Source organism: Mycobacterium sp. (genome assembly GCF_032162105.1).
GTDB lineage: Bacteria > Actinomycetota > Actinomycetes > Mycobacteriales > Mycobacteriaceae > Mycobacterium.
Genome location: NZ_JAVRPS010000241.1, coordinates 14,975 through 33,934 on the forward strand (window position 1 = coordinate 14,975; position 18,960 = coordinate 33,934).

At 66.5% G+C, this 18,960-nt stretch carries 17 protein-coding genes and 1 pseudogene; 11 read left to right on the forward strand and 7 right to left on the reverse strand.

The features are described from left to right. Nucleotides 1-15: 15 nt before the first annotated feature. From hpt to dacB, 4 genes are read right to left on the reverse strand one after another with little or no spacing between them, the layout of a single operon-like run. Nucleotides 16-606 carry a hypoxanthine phosphoribosyltransferase gene (hpt, locus tag QOC69_RS12090; protein ID WP_526439688.1) on the reverse strand — a complete coding sequence of 197 codons (591 nt, stop codon included), beginning with the start codon at nucleotides 604-606 and terminating at the stop codon, nucleotides 16-18. A 58-nt stretch (nucleotides 607-664) separates the two neighbouring features. Beyond that, complete coding sequence (gene tilS / locus QOC69_RS12095; protein ID WP_526439690.1) at nucleotides 665-1,624, reverse strand: tRNA lysidine(34) synthetase TilS; 960 nt, start codon at nucleotides 1,622-1,624, stop codon at nucleotides 665-667. After that, complete coding sequence (locus tag QOC69_RS12100) at nucleotides 1,603-2,661, reverse strand: Rv3626c family coenzyme F420 biosynthesis-associated protein (RefSeq protein WP_526439692.1); 1,059 nt, start codon at nucleotides 2,659-2,661, stop codon at nucleotides 1,603-1,605. The genes tilS and QOC69_RS12100 overlap by 22 nt, the downstream gene beginning before the upstream one ends. Continuing rightward, the gene (gene dacB, locus QOC69_RS12105) at nucleotides 2,658-4,046 is read right to left on the reverse strand and encodes a D-alanyl-D-alanine carboxypeptidase/D-alanyl-D-alanine endopeptidase (protein ID WP_526439694.1); all 1,389 of its coding nucleotides are present in this window, start codon (nucleotides 4,044-4,046) and stop codon (nucleotides 2,658-2,660) included. The genes QOC69_RS12100 and dacB overlap by 4 nt, the downstream gene beginning before the upstream one ends. 138 nt (nucleotides 4,047-4,184) lie before the next feature. Between dacB and QOC69_RS12110 the strand changes: the two genes are divergently transcribed. The 6 genes and pseudogenes from QOC69_RS12110 to QOC69_RS12135 all read left to right on the forward strand — a co-directional run bounded on the left by QOC69_RS12110 (nucleotide 4,185) and on the right by QOC69_RS12135 (nucleotide 7,305). Then, entirely contained in the window at nucleotides 4,185-4,673 is a 489-nt protein-coding gene (locus QOC69_RS12110) for an inorganic diphosphatase (protein ID WP_526439696.1), read from the forward strand. Nucleotides 4,674-4,733: 60 nt separating this feature from the next. Next, nucleotides 4,734-5,255, forward strand: a complete 522-nt coding sequence (locus QOC69_RS12115) for a 2-oxo-4-hydroxy-4-carboxy-5-ureidoimidazoline decarboxylase (RefSeq protein ID WP_526439698.1) — start codon at nucleotides 4,734-4,736, stop codon at nucleotides 5,253-5,255. Between the two features lie 29 nt (nucleotides 5,256-5,284). After that, nucleotides 5,285-6,322, forward strand: a complete 1,038-nt coding sequence (gene alc / locus QOC69_RS12120) for an allantoicase (RefSeq protein ID WP_526439700.1) — start codon at nucleotides 5,285-5,287, stop codon at nucleotides 6,320-6,322. 44 nt (nucleotides 6,323-6,366) lie between these two features. Then, a pseudogene (locus QOC69_RS12125) lies at nucleotides 6,367-6,576 on the forward strand (response regulator transcription factor); the annotation flags it as partial. Between the two features lie 95 nt (nucleotides 6,577-6,671). Continuing rightward, complete coding sequence (locus QOC69_RS12130; RefSeq protein ID WP_526439702.1) at nucleotides 6,672-6,917, forward strand: hypothetical protein; 246 nt, start codon at nucleotides 6,672-6,674, stop codon at nucleotides 6,915-6,917. After that, nucleotides 6,904-7,305, forward strand: a complete 402-nt coding sequence (locus QOC69_RS12135) for a type II toxin-antitoxin system VapC family toxin (RefSeq protein ID WP_526439704.1) — start codon at nucleotides 6,904-6,906, stop codon at nucleotides 7,303-7,305. Before QOC69_RS12130 ends, QOC69_RS12135 begins: the two co-directional genes overlap by 14 nt. A 4-nt stretch (nucleotides 7,306-7,309) precedes the next feature. Here QOC69_RS12135 and QOC69_RS12140 read toward each other — a convergent pair whose 3' ends face one another. After that, nucleotides 7,310-8,551, reverse strand: coding sequence for a cytochrome P450 (locus QOC69_RS12140; RefSeq protein ID WP_526439706.1), 1,242 nt, complete (start codon nucleotides 8,549-8,551; stop codon nucleotides 7,310-7,312). Between the two features lie 178 nt (nucleotides 8,552-8,729). Here QOC69_RS12140 and QOC69_RS12145 point away from each other — a divergent pair, with 178 nt between their 5' ends. From QOC69_RS12145 to QOC69_RS12155, 3 genes are all read left to right on the forward strand, one after another. After that, nucleotides 8,730-12,038: a helix-turn-helix transcriptional regulator gene (locus QOC69_RS12145; RefSeq protein ID WP_526439708.1), complete on the forward strand. Its 3,309-nt coding sequence runs from the start codon at nucleotides 8,730-8,732 to the stop codon at nucleotides 12,036-12,038. A gap of 67 nt (nucleotides 12,039-12,105) precedes the next feature. Next, a complete protein-coding gene (glgX, locus tag QOC69_RS12150) occupies nucleotides 12,106-14,250 on the forward strand; it encodes a glycogen debranching protein GlgX (RefSeq protein WP_526439710.1) in 2,145 nt (714 codons plus the stop codon). Between the two features lie 59 nt (nucleotides 14,251-14,309). Further along, entirely contained in the window at nucleotides 14,310-15,458 is a 1,149-nt protein-coding gene (locus tag QOC69_RS12155; protein WP_526439712.1) for a serine hydrolase domain-containing protein, read from the forward strand. Here the strand turns inward: QOC69_RS12155 and QOC69_RS12160 are convergent. Both QOC69_RS12160 and QOC69_RS12165 read right to left on the reverse strand, forming a co-directional pair. Continuing rightward, nucleotides 15,440-16,768 (reverse strand): acyltransferase family protein, encoded by a 1,329-nt coding sequence (locus QOC69_RS12160; protein ID WP_526439714.1) that lies wholly within the window; start codon nucleotides 16,766-16,768, stop codon nucleotides 15,440-15,442. The genes QOC69_RS12155 and QOC69_RS12160 overlap by 19 nt on opposite strands. A 379-nt stretch (nucleotides 16,769-17,147) precedes the next feature. Next, on the reverse strand, nucleotides 17,148-17,300 hold the full coding sequence (locus QOC69_RS12165) for a hypothetical protein (RefSeq protein ID WP_526439716.1): 153 nt from the start codon (nucleotides 17,298-17,300) through the stop codon (nucleotides 17,148-17,150). A 61-nt stretch (nucleotides 17,301-17,361) separates the two neighbouring features. Between QOC69_RS12165 and QOC69_RS12170 the strand changes: the two genes are divergently transcribed. Then, nucleotides 17,362-18,351 carry a 2-hydroxyacid dehydrogenase gene (locus QOC69_RS12170; protein ID WP_526439718.1) on the forward strand — a complete coding sequence of 330 codons (990 nt, stop codon included), beginning with the start codon at nucleotides 17,362-17,364 and terminating at the stop codon, nucleotides 18,349-18,351. A gap of 40 nt (nucleotides 18,352-18,391) precedes the next feature. Continuing rightward, the gene (locus tag QOC69_RS12175; protein ID WP_526439720.1) at nucleotides 18,392-18,910 is read left to right on the forward strand and encodes a hypothetical protein; all 519 of its coding nucleotides are present in this window, start codon (nucleotides 18,392-18,394) and stop codon (nucleotides 18,908-18,910) included. Nucleotides 18,911-18,960 lie beyond the last annotated feature (50 nt).

Here is an 18,960-nt window from a genome sequence, read left to right on the forward strand (position 1 = left end):
TTGCCCACCGGTGCCCTAAATCTGTTCCTCGTAGACCTTCGGGTCGAGGGTGCCGATGTAGGGCAGGTCCCGGTAGCGCTCGGCGTAGTCAAGGCCGTAGCCGACGACGAACTCGTTGGGGATGTCGAATCCTATGTAGGTGATGTCGAGGTCCACGCGGATGGCTTCGGGCTTGCGAAGCAGGGTGCACACCTGCAGCGACCGCGGATGGCGCGTGGCGAGGTTGCGGAGCAACCACTTCAGGGTCAGGCCGGAGTCGACGATGTCTTCCACGATCAGCACGTCGCGGTCGTTGATGTCGCGGTCGAGGTCCTTGAGGATGCGCACCACACCCGATGACGACGTCGACGATCCGTACGAGCTGACGGCCATGAACTCCAACTGGGTGGGCAGCGCAATGGCGCGGGCCAGGTCGGTGACGAACATGACCGCACCCTTGAGCACCGTCACCAGCAGAAGATCCTGCCCGTTCTCAGTAACGGCGTCCCGGTAGCTCTCGGCGACCTGCGCACCCAGTTCGGCGACCCGAGCCTGGATCTCGTCCTCGGAGAGCAGCACCGACTTGATGTCACCGGGGTACAGCTCGGCGGCAGGATCTGCGGGCACGGCAACAGCGTGCCACGTCCGCGTGTCCGCGACCAATACGGCGTGTGAACCGGCCGGCTCAGACCTGCTCTCGGTAGGTGATCAACACCCCACCGCGGCGGCCCGCGAACAACCGCTCTTGGCGCAGCGGGGAGCCGACTGCGACCCCGCCCTGCCCACGCCAGTCGGTGACGAGGCGGTCGACGCCGCGGATCTGGACGTCGGTGAGGTCGCTCGCGCCGCTGCTCAGCAGCCACGCCCTGATCACCCTGCGCCGGACGGCGGCGGGCAGTTCGGCCAGCCTGGCCGCAGCGGGGCCATCCTCGGCGGCCACCGCCGCCGATGCGTGCGCAGCCTGGTCGTCGAGGGCGTCGGTGTCCTCGCGCAACGCGGCGGCCGTGCGGGCCAGCGCCTCGGCCACCCCGCCGCCGAGCACGTCCTCCAGCAGCGGCAGCACCTCGGCGCGCAGCCGCGCGCGGGTGAACCGGGGATCGACGTTGTGTGGGTCCTGCCACGGCGTGACCCCCAATTCCGCGCATGCGGCGTGCGTGAGTGCGCGTCGCACACCCAGCAGCGGCCGGCACCACGGCGGATCCCATGACCGCATCCCGGCGATCGACCTGGCCCCCGAGCCGCGGCCGAGTCCAAGCAGCACCGTCTCGGCCTGGTCGTCCAGTGTGTGTGCGAGCAATACCGGTGCGCCGTCGCGGGCGGCGTCGAGCACCGCGTATCGGGCCACCCTGGCAGCGGCTTCGGGGCCACCCGAGGTGCCGACCTCGACGGAAAGCACCTGGGCGTCAACGCAACCCATGCTCAACGCATGCTCGCGGGCGGTCGCCGCGACGCGATCCGATCCGGCCTGCAGTCCGTGGTCGACGATGAGCGCCGTAGTGGGACGAAGCCCCGCGGCGGCGGCGGTGAGCGCCAGGGAGTCCGCGCCCCCCGACAGCGCGACGCACCACCGCCCGTCGGGGAGGTGAGCATGGGCGACCTCGGCGACCGCCCTGCGCAGCGTCGCTACAGAACCCTGTCGATCCATCGTTGCGGTTCGTCGACTTCGGTTGGCAGTGGCAGGGTTTCGGGGCTCGACCACACGGTGTTGAACTTCGCCATGCCCACGCCTGCGACCACATGGTCGACGAAGGCCTTGCCGCGCGTGTACTGGCTGAGCTTGGCGTCGAAGCCGAGCAGCGCCCGGACGACGCGCTGCAGGGGCGGTTGCCTGTGCTGGCGCCGCTCGTTGAACCTGCGCCGGATGGTGGCCACCGACGGCACCACGGCGGGTCCGACGGCGTCCATCACGTGGTCGGCGTGTCCCTCCAGAAGGGTGCCGAGCACCAACAACTGGTCGAGCGCCTTGCGCTGGGGCTCCGACTGGATAGCCCGCAGAAGGCCAAGCACGCCTTCGGAATTCGGTTCTGTGGTGCCGTTCTCGGCGCCGTTGCGACGGACGCGGATCAACTCGCCGAGCCTGCTGACGACCTGGCCGACCTCCTGGTCCGCGTCGTCGGTGAGCACGGCCAGGCATCGAGCCATGTGCTCGGCCAGCCACGGGTTCGACTTGAACTGAACCCGGTGGGTCACCTCGTGCAGGCAGACCCAGAGCCGGAAGTCGGCTGGCGAGACGCGCAGTTGGCGCTCGACGGCGATCACGTTGGGGTACACCAGAAGTAGCTCACCGCCGTTCGCCGCGAACGGGTCGTACTGGCCGAGGATGCCCGACGAGATGAAGGCCAGCACGGCGCCCGTCTGCGCGCCGGTGATGCGGCCACTGATGAAACCGCTCGACTTGCCCTCATCACCACCGGTCATCACGCGCATCGATTCCGTTGCCGCACGCACCCATTCGCCGCGATCGATGATGCGGGCCTCCCCGACGGCAGCGCCCTCGCTGAGCCCGGTCACGTCGCGCACCGGCAGTTCGGCCCGGCGAGAGGATTCCGCCAGCTGCTCGATGGCCTGGCGTCGGGTGTAGTCGGTGACCGGTGGTGCGGACCGGACCAGCTTGGTGCCGACGGTGGCCGCGAAGCCCCAGTCGACGGTGCGCCCGACGGTCGGCGTCTCAGACGGGCTCACGAGCCGCACCCGCAAGAGCGCAGGGTCGCGGCGAGCGCGTCGATCGCGGTGCGGCCAGTAGGTCCGGCATTGTTGGACATGAGGGCGAACGTCAGGACGCGGCCGCTGGCGTCGGTGACGATGCCCACCAGCGAGTTCGTCCCGGTCAGCGAGCCGGTCTTGGCCCTCAGGAAGCCCGCGGCCGCCCGGCCTGCGTCGGTGTCGAGGTAGCGGTTGGACAGCGTGCCGCTGCCACCGGCGATCGGCAGCAGATCCACCAGGGGGCGCAGTTCGGGCGTCTCGTTGCCCGCGGCGGCGTTGATCACCTCGTCGAGCGTCTCGGCGGTCAGCCTGTCGTCCACCGACAGTCCGCTGGAGTCGACCAGCGTCGCACCGGCGGTGTCGATCCCCGCGTCGTCGAGATGACCAAGCACGGCCTGCACGGCGCCGCTGAAGCTCTGCGGCCGGTTGGTGGCGGCGGCGACCTCCCTGCCGACCGACTCGGCCATCACGTTGTCCGAGGCGTTCATCATCTCTCGCAGCCGTTCCATCAGCGGCGGCGACTGCACCGACGCGATCTTCTTCGCCCCTGCCGCGGGTGAGGGCAGGAAGGTGACGGACGCGGGATCCACGCCGAACGACACGGCCAGCGCACGGCCTGCGTCGAGCGCGGGTGTGGCCGACCGCCGCGAGTCGACGCTGACCGGCTGGGTGCGGCCTGCGTCGAGCATCACCGACTCCATCGGCGCGATGTCGCCGTTCAGCATGTCCAGCGGATCCCACCCCGGCGCCATGGTCGGCCCGCTGAAGGCGCTCGCGTCGACCTTGACGGCCGTGACGGCGACCCGCTCTTGCTTCACCTGATCGACCAGATCGCTGATCCGCGCGGCGTCGCGGTACCACGTCGGCGTGGCCGGCGCCGCCGCCGACAATGTGGGGTCCCCGCCACCCTTGAGAATGATCAGCCCCGGCGTGTCCGGGTCGGTGAGCACCGTGGTGGTAAGCCGTGCGTTGCGGTCGAGGGTGAGCAGCGCGGCGGCGGTGGTGAGCAACTTGTTGACCGACGCAGGCTGCATGGGGATGCCTGCACCCTGCGCCCACAGTTGCGCCCCGGTCATCGCGTCGGTGACGCGGCCGGTGAGGGCGCCCAGGTTGGGGTCGGCGACGAACGGCGCGAGGGTCGCGGCGAGCTTGTCCGGCGTGGGCTTGGGAGCCGAGTCCGCCAGCGGGGTGACGCCCGGATCGGCGATCGCGGGCGTGGGCTGCGGCTTGACGGCCTTGGCTTCGCTGGTGGGACGGCCACCCGAGGTGACGACGGCGGCCACGGCGACCACCGCGGCTGCGACGAGCATCACCGCGACGCCGATCACCACGTGAGTGGATCGACGCCACCGAGCGGGCCGCATGAGTCTCCTGGGACGCTTTCTCCGAAGTGGGCTGCCGGGAGCAACCCGCTAGTGCAGCGTATCGCTCGTTTAGGGTTGACCCCGCGTCGTCACCCGACGACCCCCAGATGCCCCAGTAGATGCGAAGGAGCCGCGGCGGTGGAGTTCGACGTCGTCATTGAGATCCCGAAGGGTTCGCGCAACAAGTACGAGGTGGATCACGACACCGGCCGGGTCAAGCTCGACCGGTACCTCTACACCTCGATGGGCTATCCCGCCGACTACGGGTTCATCGAGAACACCCTCGGCGAGGACGGCGACCCGTTGGACGCGCTGGTCCTGCTGCCGGAGTCGGTGTTCCCCGGCGCCATCGTGGAGGCTCGCCCCGTCGCCATGTTCCAGATGACCGACGAGGCAGGCGGTGACGACAAGGTGCTCTGCGTGCCCGCGGGCGACGTGCGCTGGAATCACGTCAATGAGCTCGGTGACGTGCCGACGTTCGAACTCGAGGCGATCAAGCACTTCTTCGTGCACTACAAGGACCTGGAGCCGAACAAGTTCGTGAAGGCCGCGGACTGGACGGGCCGTGCGGAGGCCGAGGCCGAGGTGCTGCGGTCGATCGAACGGTTCAAGACCACAAGTCACTGATTTAGCACGGCCGTAACACGTGGTAACGCGCACGTGTCTTCTGGCTTCGAAGATGACGGTGTGCTGTTGCATCAGGGGATCGGGCTGGACGCGTTCAACGCGTTGCCGGAACGCAAGGCGGTGCACGCGCTCTACGAATGCTGCAACAGCATGGTGCTGGCCCGTGACCTCGCCCGCGGCCGTGCCTACGACGACCACGATGCGTTGTTCCGTCGCGCCGATTCAATGCTCTTCGCGCTGTCCGAGGCCACGGTCGACCAGATCCTGGAGGCCTGCCCCCACGTGGGCCGTCGGCCTCGCAGCACGAAGTCCCAGGCCGAGCAGTGCTCGGTCTGGGATGACGACGCCGAGGTGATGGCCGGACTCTCGGCGGCCGCAACCGGGTACGCGGGCAGGTTCGGCTTCGGGTTCGTCATGTTCATCGGCGGCCTGCGGGCATCCGACGTGCTTGGCACGGTCTCCGACCGCATGCACAACGACGTCGAGACCGAGCGCAAGGTGGTCCGCAACGAGCTGGCCAAGATCAACCGGACCCGCCTCGAGCGCATGTTGGGACCCGAAGGCGGCTACCACAACTGGTAACCGCGCCATGCTCGCTTAGGCTCGTCTGAGTGAGCACCACCCCTTCAGAGCGCAACCGCGCGCATTCGCACTTCCTGTCGCTGCCCGATCTGGCTGCCCGGCCCTCGGGTGGGGCGGTGTTGTGGGCCAACGACGATCTGTTCGCCGAGAAGGAGAACCTGATCAAGCCGGCGCCTGCCGAATTCCGGCCGGCCACCTTCGGGCACAAGGGCCAGGTGTACGACGGGTGGGAGACCCGGCGGCGGCGCGGGGCCACGGCGGACTCCCACGACTCGGTGATCGTCCGGCTCGGCGTGCCGGGCATCGTGCGCGGCGTCGTGGTCGACACCGCCTGGTTCACCGGCAACTATCCTCCGCAGGTCTCGGTCGAGGCGGCGTACCTGCCCGGCTATCCGTCGGTCGAGGAGCTGGTGGACAAGGCACAGTGGACGACGATCGTCGAGCGCAGTCCGGTCAACGGCGACACCCGCAACCCGTTCAAGGTCGACTCCGAGCGACGCTGGTCGCATGTCCGGCTGTCGATGTACCCCGACGGCGGGATCGCCCGGTTCCGGGTGCACGGTGAGGGTCTGCTGGACCCGCGGTTCGCCGACGGGCTGCCGATCGACCTCGCCGCACTGGAGAACGGCGGCCGGATCACGGCCTGCTCCAACATGTTCTACGGCTCACCGAACAACCTGCTGCTGCCCGGCTCGGCCAGGACGATGGGCGAGGGCTGGGAGACGTCACGTCGGCGCGACACCGGAAACGATTGGGTACAGGTGCATTTGGCGAGCCAGGGCGTGCTGACCGCCGCCGAGTTCGACACCTCGTACTTCATCGGCAACGCGCCAGGCCTGGCCCGGCTGTCCGGGCGCGACGGTGATGGCGACTGGTTCGAACTGTTGCCGACCACCGAGTTGCAGCCCGACACCCGGCACCGGTTCCTGATCGACGACGACCGCCCCGTCACCGCTGCCCGGCTCGACATCCACCCCGACGGCGGCATGGCGCGGCTGCGGCTGTTCGGCAGGCTCACCCCCGACGGCGTCCGCCAGATCCAGCACAACTGGGACGTCAGCGCCTGACCGTCAGCTCACCGCGTCGAACTCGACGGGAAGGGTGATCGGGCAAGCGCGCCTCGACCGGTTGGGATTCGCTGACCCCGGCCGAACTCGACGTCGTCAAACTCGTCTGTGAAGGCCTGGGCAACAAGGACATCGCGGCGCGGCTGTTCGTCTCACCGCGCACCGTGCAGGCTCACCTCACCCACGTCTACGCCAAACTCGGACTGACCTCCCGCGTGCAATTGGCCCAGATGGCAACGACCCGGACTACGTGAGGCGCTCAACGACCCGCGTCGAAGGCTTACCGCGACCAGCTCAGTTCCGTCGACTGCGCAGGGGCACATGCGTTCTTGCATGATAAGGTGCAACTATGCCTAAGACGGTTCAGATTCGCGACATCGACGACGACGTCTATGCCGGTTTGGTGCGCCGCGCCGCTGAGGAGGGCATCACCGTGCCCGAACTGCTGCGCCGCGAAGCGGCCCGCCTCGCGGGCCGCCCGTCGGTCACTCAATGGCTGTCACGGATCGGCCGACGGCCCTCCACGGTGTCCACCCCCGAGGTTCTCGCCACCCTCGACGAGTGGCGCGGCGAGTGGCCTGATGCTGGTCGTTGACGCGTCGTGCCTGTTCGAGGTAGTCGCGGACACACCGCGGTCCGGGCAGATTGCCGCCCGTCTGGCCGCTGATGCCGACCAGGCGGCGCCCCACGTCATCGACGTCGAAGTTCTCGGAGTGATACGGGCCCAGCATCTGCGAGGAAGGTTGGACGGCACCGCCGCAGGGCAGGCGGTTGCCGATCTGCGCGACTGGCCCGGTGAACGTTTCGGCCACCGGTATCTCCTGGACCGGGTCTGGCAACTACGCGATTCGGTGCGGGGATGGGATGCGTTCTACGTCGCCTTGGCCGAGGCATTCGACGCAACGCTGTTGACACTGGACGCTCGCCTCGCCCGTGCGCACGGGCCAACCTGTCGCATTGAGGTCATAGGCACGTCGCACTGACCTCTCAATGTCCCGCGGCGAACTCGATGGGAAGCGTTGTCGGGCCGGCGATGTCGGTGATCGGCTTCCACGGGGCCGGACCGGTGCGACGCAGGTTGGGCATCCGGCGCGCCAGGACCTTCAAGGCCTCCGCCATTTCGATTCGGGACAGGTGCGCCCCGAGGCAGTAGTGCACTCCCCCACCGAACGTGAGCATCGCCGGCGGATCGTCACGGCTGATGTGGAAGCGCTCCGGGTCGTCGTAGACCGCCGGGTCACGGTTGGCGGCCGCGGTACTGCCGATCACATACGCACCGGCCGGGATCAAGACCTCACCCAGCTCGACGTCCTCCGTAGCCTTCCGCAGCGTACTGAAGATGATCGGCGAGTGGCGCATCACCTCTTCGACCGCTTTCGGCGCAAGCTCGGGCCGCTCGGCCAACAGCGCCCACTGGTCCGGATGGTCGCAGAAGACCTGCACCGCCGCAGCCAATTGATTTCGAGTGGTGTCGGTTCCGGCGTTGAGCAGGATCAGCGCGAGGTTGCGCATTTCGTCGTGGCTGAGGTGCTCGCCATCATCTTCGACGCGGATGAGGTCGGAAATCAGGTCGTCGGTTAGCGAGTGCCTGCGACGTTCGATCAGGCCCTCGAGATAGCCGTCGAGCGCGTCCCATGCGCGAAGAATGGCGGACTCGTGTTCGGTGACGCTGCAGCCGAACGCCTTGCTGATATCGGTCGCCCACTGGGAGAACAGCTGCCAATCCTCGCGGGGCGCGCCGAGCAGCGCGCAGATGATCGGAATCGGATAGTGGTTGGCGACGTCGGCGACGAAGTCGCAGTTGCCCACCTCGGCGACCGGGTCAACGAGTCCGCTGATGACGTCGACGCACGCGTTGCGCATCCGCTCGGCCGCGCGTGGGGTGAACGCCTTCGCGACCAGTCGGCGTAGCCGGTGGTGCTCCTCCCCGTCGAGGCTGATGAGCAACTTGCCGACCCGGTCCCAGACCGGTCCCGACGTGATGCCCTGGACCACCAAAGCGATCCCCTGCGGGATCGCGAACCGGGAGTCGCGCAACATCGTGCGCACCAGGTCGTAGTCGAGTACTTCGGGTCCGTATGGACCGAACGCGATCGGAGCGTGTTGGCGCGCCTCGCGAATTGACTGGTGGGCCGCCTCGCGGTCCAGCCAGTCGCCGTAGTCGACGGTGGGCAGCGCGGCATCGAAGACGCTCGGGTGCTCGGTCGAAGCGGTCGTGGAAGTGGTCATGGTGATGGCCTCCTTGGAATCGGATGAATCCGACTATCCGGCGAAAACCTCGTCGCACCATCGGCCACGTTGCCCAACTTGCCGCCCCTCGATGGCCTATATGTCCACGTCAGCCCCGGCGGATTCGTCGGCATATTGGCTGATGTTCCAGGCTCCTGGGCACCTCAGGCTGGATACCATGATCGATACTGATGCGGCGGCCGAGGAATCGTCGCTGAACTGGGGTGGGGCCGTGAGCGACTTGCCGACGGGGACGGTGACGCTGCTGCTGGCTGACGTCGAGGGCTCGACACGGCTGTGGGAGACGCAACCCGACGTCATGACGGACGCCGTCGCCCGACTCGATGAGACCCTATCCGAAGCGGTCGCCGCCCACGGCGGGGTGCGGCCCGTCGAACACGGCGAGGGCGACAGCTTCGTCATCGCGTTCGCCCGCGCCTCCGACGCAGTTGCCTGCGCGCTGGACCTTCAGCGGGCTCCGCTCGCACCCATCAAGCTGCGCATCGGCCTGCACACCGGGGAGATCCGGCTGCGCGACGAGGGCAATTACATCGGCCCCACGATCAACCGCACCGCACGTCTACGCGATCTGGCCCACGGCGGCCAGACCGTGCTCTCTGGCGCCGTCGAGCCACTGGTCGTCGACCAGCTCCATCCCGACGTCACCTTGACCGACCTGGGCACCCATCCGCTGCGGGACCTACCCCGCCCCGAACGCGTCATCCAGCTGTGTCACCCGGACCTAACCAACGACTTTCCGCCACTGCGCACCACCAATGTGGTTGCCAGCCACAATTTTCCCGCCCAACTCACCAGCTTCATCGGACGTCAGAAGGAGCTCGGGGAGGTCCGGCAGTTGCTGACTGCCAACCGGCTCGTCACGTTGACCGGCGTGGGCGGCACTGGCAAGACCCGACTGGCCGTTCAGCTGGCGAGCCAAGTGGCAAGCGACTTTGCCGATGGCGCTTGGTATGTCGACTTGGCCCCGATCTCGGTGCCCGAGTTGGTCCCGACGACGGTGGCGCGATCGCTGGGCCTGACGGATCAACCCGGCCACTCGACGATGGACACGCTTGCGCGGTTTCTGAGCGCCCGCGAACTGTTCATGGTGCTCGACAACTGTGAGCATCTGATCGAGTCAAGCGCCGGCCTGATCGCCGAATTGCTCGGTAGTTGCCCGGGTTTGGCGCTCTTGACGACCAGCCGCGAACCCCTTGGCGTGGCAGGGGAAGTGACGTGGGGGGTGCCGTCACTCGCCCTGGCCGACGAGGCCATCGAGCTGTTTGACGATCGCGCCCGCCAAACTCGGCCAGACTTCCGCGTCGGGTCCGACAACGTCGATGCCGTCACCGAGATCTGCCACCGCCTCGACGGCCTCCCCCTTGCCATCGAGCTGGCCGCGGCCCGCATCCGCGCCCTGTCGGTCACCGACATCGTTGACAGCCTTCACGATCGGTTTCGCCTGCTGACCGGCGGAGCGCGCACCGTCGTACGCCGCCAACAGACCCTGCGTGCGTCGGTGGACTGGTCGCACGCTCTGCTGTCCGACAACGAGCGAATCATTTTCCGGAGGTTGGCCGTCTTCGTCGGTGGATTCGATCTCGACGCCGCGCATGCGGTCGCAGGGGCCGACACTACAGAGCGCTACCAGGTGCTCGATCAGCTCACGCTGCTCGTCGAGAAGTCACTGGTCGTCGCCGAAGACAGCCCACACGGGACCCGTTACCGGCTGCTGGAGACCGTGCGTCAGTACGCGTTGGAGAAACTTGGAGAAGCGGGCGACGCCGCAGCCGTACGCGATCGGCATCGGGACCACTACGCCGCACTGGCCGCCGTGCTCGACACCCCCGCAGACACCGACTACGAAAACCACTTGGGTCGGGCCGAATCCGAGCTCGCCAACCTCCGTGCGGCGTTCGGATGGAGCCTCGAGACCGCCAACACCGAATTCGCACTGACATTGACGTCGTCCCTGCAACCGATGTGGTACACCCGCGGGCATCTCCGCGAAGGCTCGGGCTGGTTTGCAGCGGCACTCAATGCCGATCCCGAGCAAGGGGTTTCATCCACCATCCGGGCTCGGGCACTTGCCGACAAGGCCATCCTCGACATCTGGTCGGACGGCAACGCCAGCTCCGAACAGGCACAGCGGTCCCTTGCCATTGCCCGGGGCCAGGACGACCCAGCCTTGCTGCTGCGCGCGTTGACGGCCTGCATATTCGCCGTCGGCGCTGGCTACGACAGTGAATCAGCACACCTGTACTTCACTGAAGCCCTGGAGCTTGCTCGAGCACTCAACGATCGGTGGCGATTGAGTCAACTCCTGACCAGACTGGCGGGCGCCGCCATCGTCACCGGCGATCCGATCACGGCGCAGAACGCCGCAGCCGAAGGCCGCGAACTGGCCGAGGCGATCGGCGACGCCGCGGCGGCCCGCGAATGCCGGTTCTATCTTGCCTGGGGCCAGCTGATCCGTGGCGAAACCGCGGATGCCGTTGCCGGGTTCGAGGACGTCGTCGCCGATGCCGAAGCCAATCACGACGCCATGCTCACGCCAGCCATGATCGCAGGGCTCGGCACGGCCCTGGCCTTCCGTTGCGAAGTCAGCGCGGCGCGATCAGCCGCCCGCAGGGCCCAGGACGTCGGTGCCAGCGTCTCCGAGTACTTCGTCGGCCTTGGCCACGCGGTGTTGTCGCTCGCAGCCTTGGCCGACGGCGACGTCGCCGTGGCGCGTGACGAGAGTGAAGCGGCCTGGGAGTACCTAGCCATCCAGCCACAGTTGGCGGTGGTCCAACGGGCCTTCAACGGAGGGATCGCGGCGCTCGTTGAGGGCGACCTCGACACAGCCCGCCGTTGGGCAGACGAGTCGATCGCCCTGGCCACCGGATGGCACCTTCCGCAGTCACTGGCGGTTCGCGCCCGAGTCGAAATCGCAAGTAACGAGCCGGGTGCCGCGGAACGCGACCTTCACCAAGCGATCTCACGGGCAGCCGACATCGGGGCGTTCGTCTGCGTTCCCGATCTTTTGGAATGCCTGGCCGGCGTGACCGCAACGGGAGGCAATGGCAGCGAAGCGGTAAGACTCTTCGGCGCTGCCGAGTCGGCCCGGCTCACCACCGGAATGGTCCGGTTCAAGGTCCACGATGCCTGGTATGAGTCATCGGTTGCTGTAGTACGAGAAGCACTGGAAAAAGGCGATTTCGACGCCGCCTGGGCCGAGGGTGCGGCGTTGTCGATCGAGGAGGCCATCGGCTACGCCCAGCGTGGGCGCGGGGAACGCAAGCGCCCGTCCAGCGGCTGGGCGTCGCTGACTCCGGCCGAACTCGACGTCGTCGGCCTGGTCGCCGAGGGGTTGACCAACAAGGACGTCGCCGGCCGATTGTTCGTCTCGGCGCGCACCGTGCAGTCCCATCTCGCGCACGTCTTCGCCAAGCTCGGCGTCACCACCCGCACCCAACTCGCCCAAGAAGCAGCGCGCCACGCCTGACCCATAGACTTTCCACTGTTGGGTCGCTGGTCAACTTGGTGTCTGAAATCCGGCGCTTGGAGGGCGAATGTCTGGACCACTCGCACACGACACGACGAAGGTCATCGACGAGGGCTCGTCGTTCCCGCTCGGCGCCACCCCTTCGCCCGAAGGGGTGAACTTCGCGGTGTATTCGCGGAACGCCACGGCGGCGTATCTTCTGCTGTTCGACAGCGCCGACGGCGACCCGACGGACGTCATCGAGTTGACGCGCCGAGACAAATTCGTCTGGCACGCATTCGTTCGCGGTGTGCGGCCGGGTCAGCTCTACGGCTACAAGATGCGTGGCGACTACAAGCCAGAGTGGGGCCTGCGGTTCAACGACGCCAAGCTGTTGCTCGATCCGTACGCCAAGGCGGTGACGGGAAAGTTCCGCAACACCGACAACCTCCTTCTCGCCTACGACCCGGGCTCCGGGCAGGCAGACCTGGCGGCCGATGCCCGCGACAACTCCTCGATCGTGCCCAAGGCGGTCGTGGTCGACGACGACTTCGACTGGCAGGGAACGACGTCACCCGACCTCGATCTGGAAAAGCTGATCATCTACGAGATACACGTCAAGGGATTCACCGCGCATCCCTCGTCGTCGGTCGGAAGCCCTGGCAGCTATCTGGGGTTCATCGAGAAGATCCCCTACCTCAAGGGGTTGGGCGTCAATGCGGTCGAGCTCCTTCCGGTGCACGAGTACTACGTCGACGACTTCCTGCACGACAGGGGGCTGACCAACTACTGGGGATACAACTCGATCGGGTTCTTCGCCCCTGAATCGTCTTATGCGGCAGGCACATCGCCGGGTTGCCAAGTCACCGAATTCAAGACCCTGGTCCGCGAACTGCACCGCGCTGGCATCTTGGTCATCCTCGACGTCGTCTACAACCACAGCGGCGAGGGCAACGAGATGGGCCCGACCATGTCGCTTCGCGGCCTGGACAATCCGTCGTACTACAGCCTGACCGGGCCTGCCGAAGCGCCTGCGCGCTACTACATGAACTACACGGGCTGCGGCAACAGCCTGCGCTTCGACAGTCCCGCGGTGATCCGGCTGGCCATGGACTCACTGCGCTACTGGGTCGAAGCGATGGGGGTGGACGGCTTCCGCTTCGACCTGGCCTCGGTGCTCGGACGCGATGAAAGTGGAGGGTTCAACGCGTCAGCGGCGTTCTTCGACGCGGTGGCCCAGGATCCGGTCCTGAACCGGCACCGCACGATCCTGATCGCCGAGCCGTGGGACATCGGTACCTACCAGGTCGGCAACTTCCCCGTCGACTGGTCCGAATGGAACGGCAGGTTCCGAGACACCGTGCGCCGCTTCACGAAGGGTGACGCCGCACAGCTCGCCGATCTCGGGTCGCGCATCACGGGTTCCGCCGATCTCTACGGCGACGACGGCCGGTCGGCGTACAACAGCGTCAACCTCGTCACCTGTCACGACGGCTTCACCCTGCACGATCTGGTCTCCTACGACCAGAAGCACAACGACGCCAACGGGGCACACAACCAGGACGGCTCCAGCGACAACAACTCTTGGAACTGCGGTGCCGAAGGCGAGACCGACGATCCGGCGGTGCTCTCCCTGCGCAGGCGGCAGATGAAGAACTTCTTCTGCGAACTGCTGCTGTCCTCGGGCACGCCGATGATTCTGGGCGGCGACGAGTTCGCGCGCACGCAACGAGGCAACAACAACGCCTACTGCCAGGACAACGAGATCAGCTGGTTCGACTGGAATCTGGTGCAGCGCAACCAAGATCAGGTCGACTTCGTGCGCAAGCTGATCGCATTCACGCAGCGCTTCCCGGTGCTGCAGCGGCGCAGGTTCCTTCTCGGCCAGGATCTGGACGGCGACGGGGTTCCCGACCTGACCTGGTTCGGTCCCAACCTGGGCGCGCCAAACTGGAACGACTCGGAGCTGCGGACGTTGTGCTGCCAGCTGGACACGGCCGAGGACGGTTCGACGGTCGACGCGTCCCGCCTGTACGTCATCCTCAACGCCCATTACGAGTCGAAGTGGATCAGCCTTCCGCCGCTGGCTGCCGGCAGCAGATGGTTTCGGGCCATCGACACCAGCCTCGAGGCGGGCGAGGACTTCACGACGGCTGGGGCGGAAGTGCAGATCGATCCACCCGGCCTCTACATCGCCAATCCGCGGAGCACGGTCGTGCTGCTGGCCAGGTGATGGCGGTCCAACCGCCCAAGAGGCCACGCGGCGAGCAACGTCCGACGCATGATGGGGTCGTGACCAACGACGTTCAAGGGCACTGCGATGCCCGCTTCGACAAAGTCGCCGACGCGCTCGGCCAAGCCATCGCCGACGGAGAGGAAAGTGGCGCCGCCATCGCCATCGACATCGACGGCGAGACCGTCGTCGACATCTGGGGCGGATACGCCGACGCTGCGAAGACGAAGCCGTGGACGGCCGACACCATCGTCAACGTCTGGTCGTCGACCAAGACCGTGACCGCCCTTGCCGGCCTGATGCTGATCGATCGCGGCCTCGTCGAGTCCGACACCCCCGTCGCCAGCGTCTGGCCGGAGTTCGGCACGAACGGCAAGGAGCACATCGAGTTTCGTCACTTGCTATCGCACACGTCGGGGCTCTCCGGGTGGGAGCAGCCAGTCGTCGTCGAGGACTTGTACGACTGGGAGAAGTCGACGTCCGCGCTCGCCGCACAGGCGCCGTGGTGGGAGCCGGGCACCGCCTCGGGCTATCACGCGCTGACCCACGGGCACCTCATCGGCGAGGTACTGCGCCGCGTCACGGGCATGACGCTGAAGCAGTTCGTCGCCGACGAGATCGCAGGACCGCTCGGCGCGGACTTCCAGATCGGCGCCGCGCCCGGTTACTCCGCGCGCATCGCGGAGATCATCCCCGCCCCGGACCCGATGGAGGGCATCCCGCCGATCGATCAGTGGACCGAGCAGATGTTGAAGACGTTCACCAACCCCGCGCCGGACCCCACGGTGGCCAATACCGACGCGTGGCGGGCGGCCGACATCGGGGCGGCGAACGGCCACACCAACGCGCGCGCACTGGCCCGGATACTCTCGGCGATCTCGTTGGGCGGCAGCGTCGATGGTGTTCGGCTACTCCGGCCGGAGACCATCGAGAAGATCTTCGAGGTGCAGTGCGACGGACCGGATCTGGTGTTGGCGATGCATCCGGTTCGGTGGGGCCTCGGATTCGGCTTGCCCAAGCTGGAGTCCATCCCCTACATCCCGGACGAGAAGATCTGCTTCTGGGGCGGGTGGGGCGGCTCATGGGAGACGATCAATCCCGATCGCCGGATGACCACCGCCTACGTGATGAACAAGATGGGTGCTGGCATCGAGGGATCGGAACGCACCGCGCTCTACACCACGCTGATCTACGAGGCGCTTTCCTGAGCGACGGGCGCGGGTGCGGGCTTCGGGTCGGTCGGGACGCTCGCCTTCTTCTTGGCGCGCAGGCGCTTCGCGTAGTTCATCCCCGGTTTCTCGACGAGGTAATAGGTGACGGTGGCCGCGAGGATCGTGCAGGTGAGAAGCAGCACGATGTTGCGCAGCATTCCCGGCAGGGTGTCGCCCGCCATCCAGCCGAGCCGGCCCAGTAGGAGAAGCATCGGGAAGTGCCAGAGATAGGCGGACAGGGAGACCTCTCCGACATACCGAATCGGGCGGATGTCGAGCCACACCGCCAGCTTGGTCTTCTGCCCACGTCCTAGCGGGGCCACGATGACGAGGATCATCAACGCGGCGACGACGCTGACGCCCATCGTCGCGTACTGATTCGCAACGACGAGCAGCACCCCGGACACCAGGAACACCGGCAGGATCGCCACCGCACTGAGCATCCGAACCCGCTTGGCGATGCGCTCCGGCAGGGCACCGTGCTCGAGTGCAACGAACACGATCGCGGCGAGCATGCCGAGAGCGAAGTTGTCAGCGTTGGTCAGGAAGCTCTTCGCGAACACCGCGGCCCAGTTCGGACCCCAGTTGAGCAGGATGAAGTCGGTGGTGCTCGAGTGCGCAAACACCAGAGGCATCAGCGACCGGCCCACGAACCCGATGGCAAGCAGGATCAGCGGTGCGAGCGCGGCCAGCACGAACGGATTTCTCGTCGACCGTTTGCGCAATCTGAACAGGAGGAAGCCCAGCAGCGGCAGCGACGCGTAGAAGGCATACTCCAGCGTGAGCGACCACGACGGGTTGATGCCCGTCTGAATGTAGGCGGGAAAGTACGTCTGCATCAGCGTGAGGTTGGCGATCAGCTGACCCGGATCGGTGATCATGCCGGTGCCGTCGTCGGTGCCGACCGGCTGAATGGCCGGGTTCTGGATGTACGCAATCTGCAGGACGTAGTTGACGAACAGGAAGATCACCAAATAGCACGGAACGATCCTGGCGAACCGATGCACGACGTAATCCGTGACGTCGGGCATCCCGGAACGCTCATCGATGAGATTGCGGACATACGGCAAAAACAGCAGAAAGCCACTCAGTACGAAGAAGTACACGAGGGAGAATCCGAAGAGACCGGTCTGCCAGGTTGCCGCGGTTTTGGGCGAGTAATGCGTCGTCACGTGCGTGACGGCAATCATTAGACACAGCAGCCCGCGCACACCGTCCAGTCCGATGATGCGCACCCGCTTGCGGCGGGGAGGGCTCGCCGATTCCTGCGGCGCTCCCGCGCTGGTTTCGATGGCGTCTTGGGTCATTCGTACTGGTCCTCTATGTGTTTAGTCGTCGTGTCCCCTGAAAGCCGCGCTCCCTGACCGGAGCCTTTGCCCGTCCGATCGCTGTCGGACCCGTGGGCAACATCGTTGATTCTGTGGTGAATCTATCCGCACTTCGTTGCGCAGGCGAAATTTTCAGCAGTTCGTAAGCTTCGCGCCTGGCAATTAGGCGCACTAAGGAAGAATAGCTGCTGGCCGCTCGGTTCGCAGCAGGAGAATCCACACGGGCAAACATTGCCGGCCGACGACCGCGTTCGATGCGTTTCACAGCGGCCACTGGTAATGCTGGTTACCGCGAATAGACGTCCAGAACCGCGCAAGTCGTGTGATTACTTCCCGCTCTCGAATGTTCAGCTATCCATCACCGACCAATGAGGTTGCGCAGCGTTTCGCCGCGCGCCGCCGGGTAGCGATACCAGACGTCGATCGCGCTGAAACGGGGCACTCGACCACCGGCCACGGTCGCAGATGCCGTGCTGGCGCCGGGAATCGGCGAGCCATGCAGGTTGGGCATGAGTTGATGCTATTTCGGGGTTGGACGGGTATTCGCAGGTCGCCGTACCGTGGTGAGCATCATGAGCACCGAACACCGCGCCAACGAGGTCCGGACCGTGTTGCAGGTCGGACCGCTGAAACCGTCACTGGCACAGACGCTTGCCGAGAGTTATGCCGCGTACGTGCTGCCCGAGGAGTCCGCGGCGCGCGAGAAGTTCCTGTCGTTGCACGGGGGCGACATCACCGCCGTGGTGACGTCCGGGCGCAGCGGAGTCGACGCCGCGTTGATGACGGCGCTGCCGCGCCTGGGTGCCGTGGTGAACTTCGGCGTCGGCTACGACACCACCGACGTCGACGCCGCCGCGGCGCGCGGGATCGGAGTGAGCAACACCCCCGACGTCCTGACCGACTGCGTGGCCGATACCGCGGTCGGTCTGATGATCGACGTGATGCGTCAGTTCTCGGCCGCCGACCGCTACGTGCGCGCGGGCCGTTGGCCAGTCACGGGCAACTACCCGCTGACCCGGCAGGTGAGCAACACCCGGGTCGGGATCATCGGGCTGGGTCGGATCGGTAGCGCAATCGCGAAGCGGCTCAGCTCATTTGGATGCACGATCACGTATCACAATCGACGTGTCGTCCACGGTTCGCCGTATGAGTACGTGGCCTCGCCTGCGGAGTTGGCCCGTAGCGTCGAGGTGCTGATCGTAGCCGCGGCGGGCGGTTCGGGCTCGCGGCAGTTGGTCGGCCGAGAGGTGCTCGACGCGCTCGGTGCCGACGGGTATCTGATCAACATCGCACGCGGCAGCGTGGTTGACGAGGACGCGTTGGTCGAGGCGCTGACGGCCGGGCGGCTGGCAGGGGCGGGCCTGGACGTGTTCTCCGACGAGCCCAACGTGCCCGAGGCGCTGCTGTCGCTGGACAACGTGGTGCTGCTGCCCCACGTCGGCAGCGGGACCGTCGAGACCCGGGACGCGATGGAGCAATTGACGCTGCGCAACCTGGACGGCTTCCTGGAGTCGGGGCAGCTCGTCACCCCGGTCCCGATCCCGGTCACCGCCTCGAACTAGATCCGGCTGCTCGCCCATCCGAGAGCTACAATCCCGCAGCATGATCGATGAGGCTCGGGCCCGCGAGCTGGGCAAGGCGGCATTCGATTCCGACGACGTGGTCCTCGGCGATGCCCGTGAACTCAACGAAGGCTGGTTCTTCCCGTGCATAGCCAAGCGCAGCGATCTCTTCACCGGCGTCATCGTCAACAAGGAGACCGGCCGACCACTCCAGGTCACGAGGCATAGTCCCATGGAGCGCGACCCGGCCCTCTATGACCGTGGTTACCAATTCGAGCAGTACGACTTGGTCATCCTCGCGATCGCCAATTGGGAGGAAACCGTCCGCACGATCGATGCGCTGCACTTCGTCACATTGGACACCTACTACAAGCACGAGCGGGTCTGGCGGGTCGGGCGCCAGCTGACCGAAGCTGAAGTCCGCGAACGCCTCTCGACGTTGCCTGCCATCTTCGCCGGCAGGATTGATCGCCGACTCGAACACCTCGAGCGCGCCCGCGAGGCAGGATGGTTCGAGTTCAAGTCGCTGGAATATCGCGGCCGGGAGGACCGCGGCTAACACCGCCTTCCGAGCCTGCTCACCTCGGGCTGAGGCCATGTTCGGATCAA

Excerpts from the sequence above, each read along its gene's own strand:
- QOC69_RS12145 (WP_526439708.1), top strand. The coding sequence starts at position 8,730 with ATGATCGATACTGATGCGGCGGCCGAGGAATCGTCGCTGAACTGGGGT.
- QOC69_RS12165 (WP_526439716.1), bottom strand. The coding sequence starts at position 17,300 with ATGCCCAACCTGCATGGCTCGCCGATTCCCGGCGCCAGCACGGCATCT.
- QOC69_RS12140 (WP_526439706.1), bottom strand. The coding sequence starts at position 8,551 with ATGACCACTTCCACGACCGCTTCGACCGAGCACCCGAGCGTCTTCGAT.
- QOC69_RS12135 (WP_526439704.1), top strand. The coding sequence starts at position 6,904 with ATGCTGGTCGTTGACGCGTCGTGCCTGTTCGAGGTAGTCGCGGACACA.
- dacB (WP_526439694.1), bottom strand. The coding sequence starts at position 4,046 with ATGCGGCCCGCTCGGTGGCGTCGATCCACTCACGTGGTGATCGGCGTC.
- QOC69_RS12130 (WP_526439702.1), top strand. The coding sequence starts at position 6,672 with ATGCCTAAGACGGTTCAGATTCGCGACATCGACGACGACGTCTATGCC.
- QOC69_RS12160 (WP_526439714.1), bottom strand. The coding sequence starts at position 16,768 with ATGACCCAAGACGCCATCGAAACCAGCGCGGGAGCGCCGCAGGAATCG.
- glgX (WP_526439710.1), top strand. The coding sequence starts at position 12,106 with ATGTCTGGACCACTCGCACACGACACGACGAAGGTCATCGACGAGGGC.
- QOC69_RS12175 (WP_526439720.1), top strand. The coding sequence starts at position 18,392 with ATGATCGATGAGGCTCGGGCCCGCGAGCTGGGCAAGGCGGCATTCGAT.
- tilS (WP_526439690.1), bottom strand. The coding sequence starts at position 1,624 with ATGGATCGACAGGGTTCTGTAGCGACGCTGCGCAGGGCGGTCGCCGAG.
- QOC69_RS12170 (WP_526439718.1), top strand. The coding sequence starts at position 17,362 with ATGAGCACCGAACACCGCGCCAACGAGGTCCGGACCGTGTTGCAGGTC.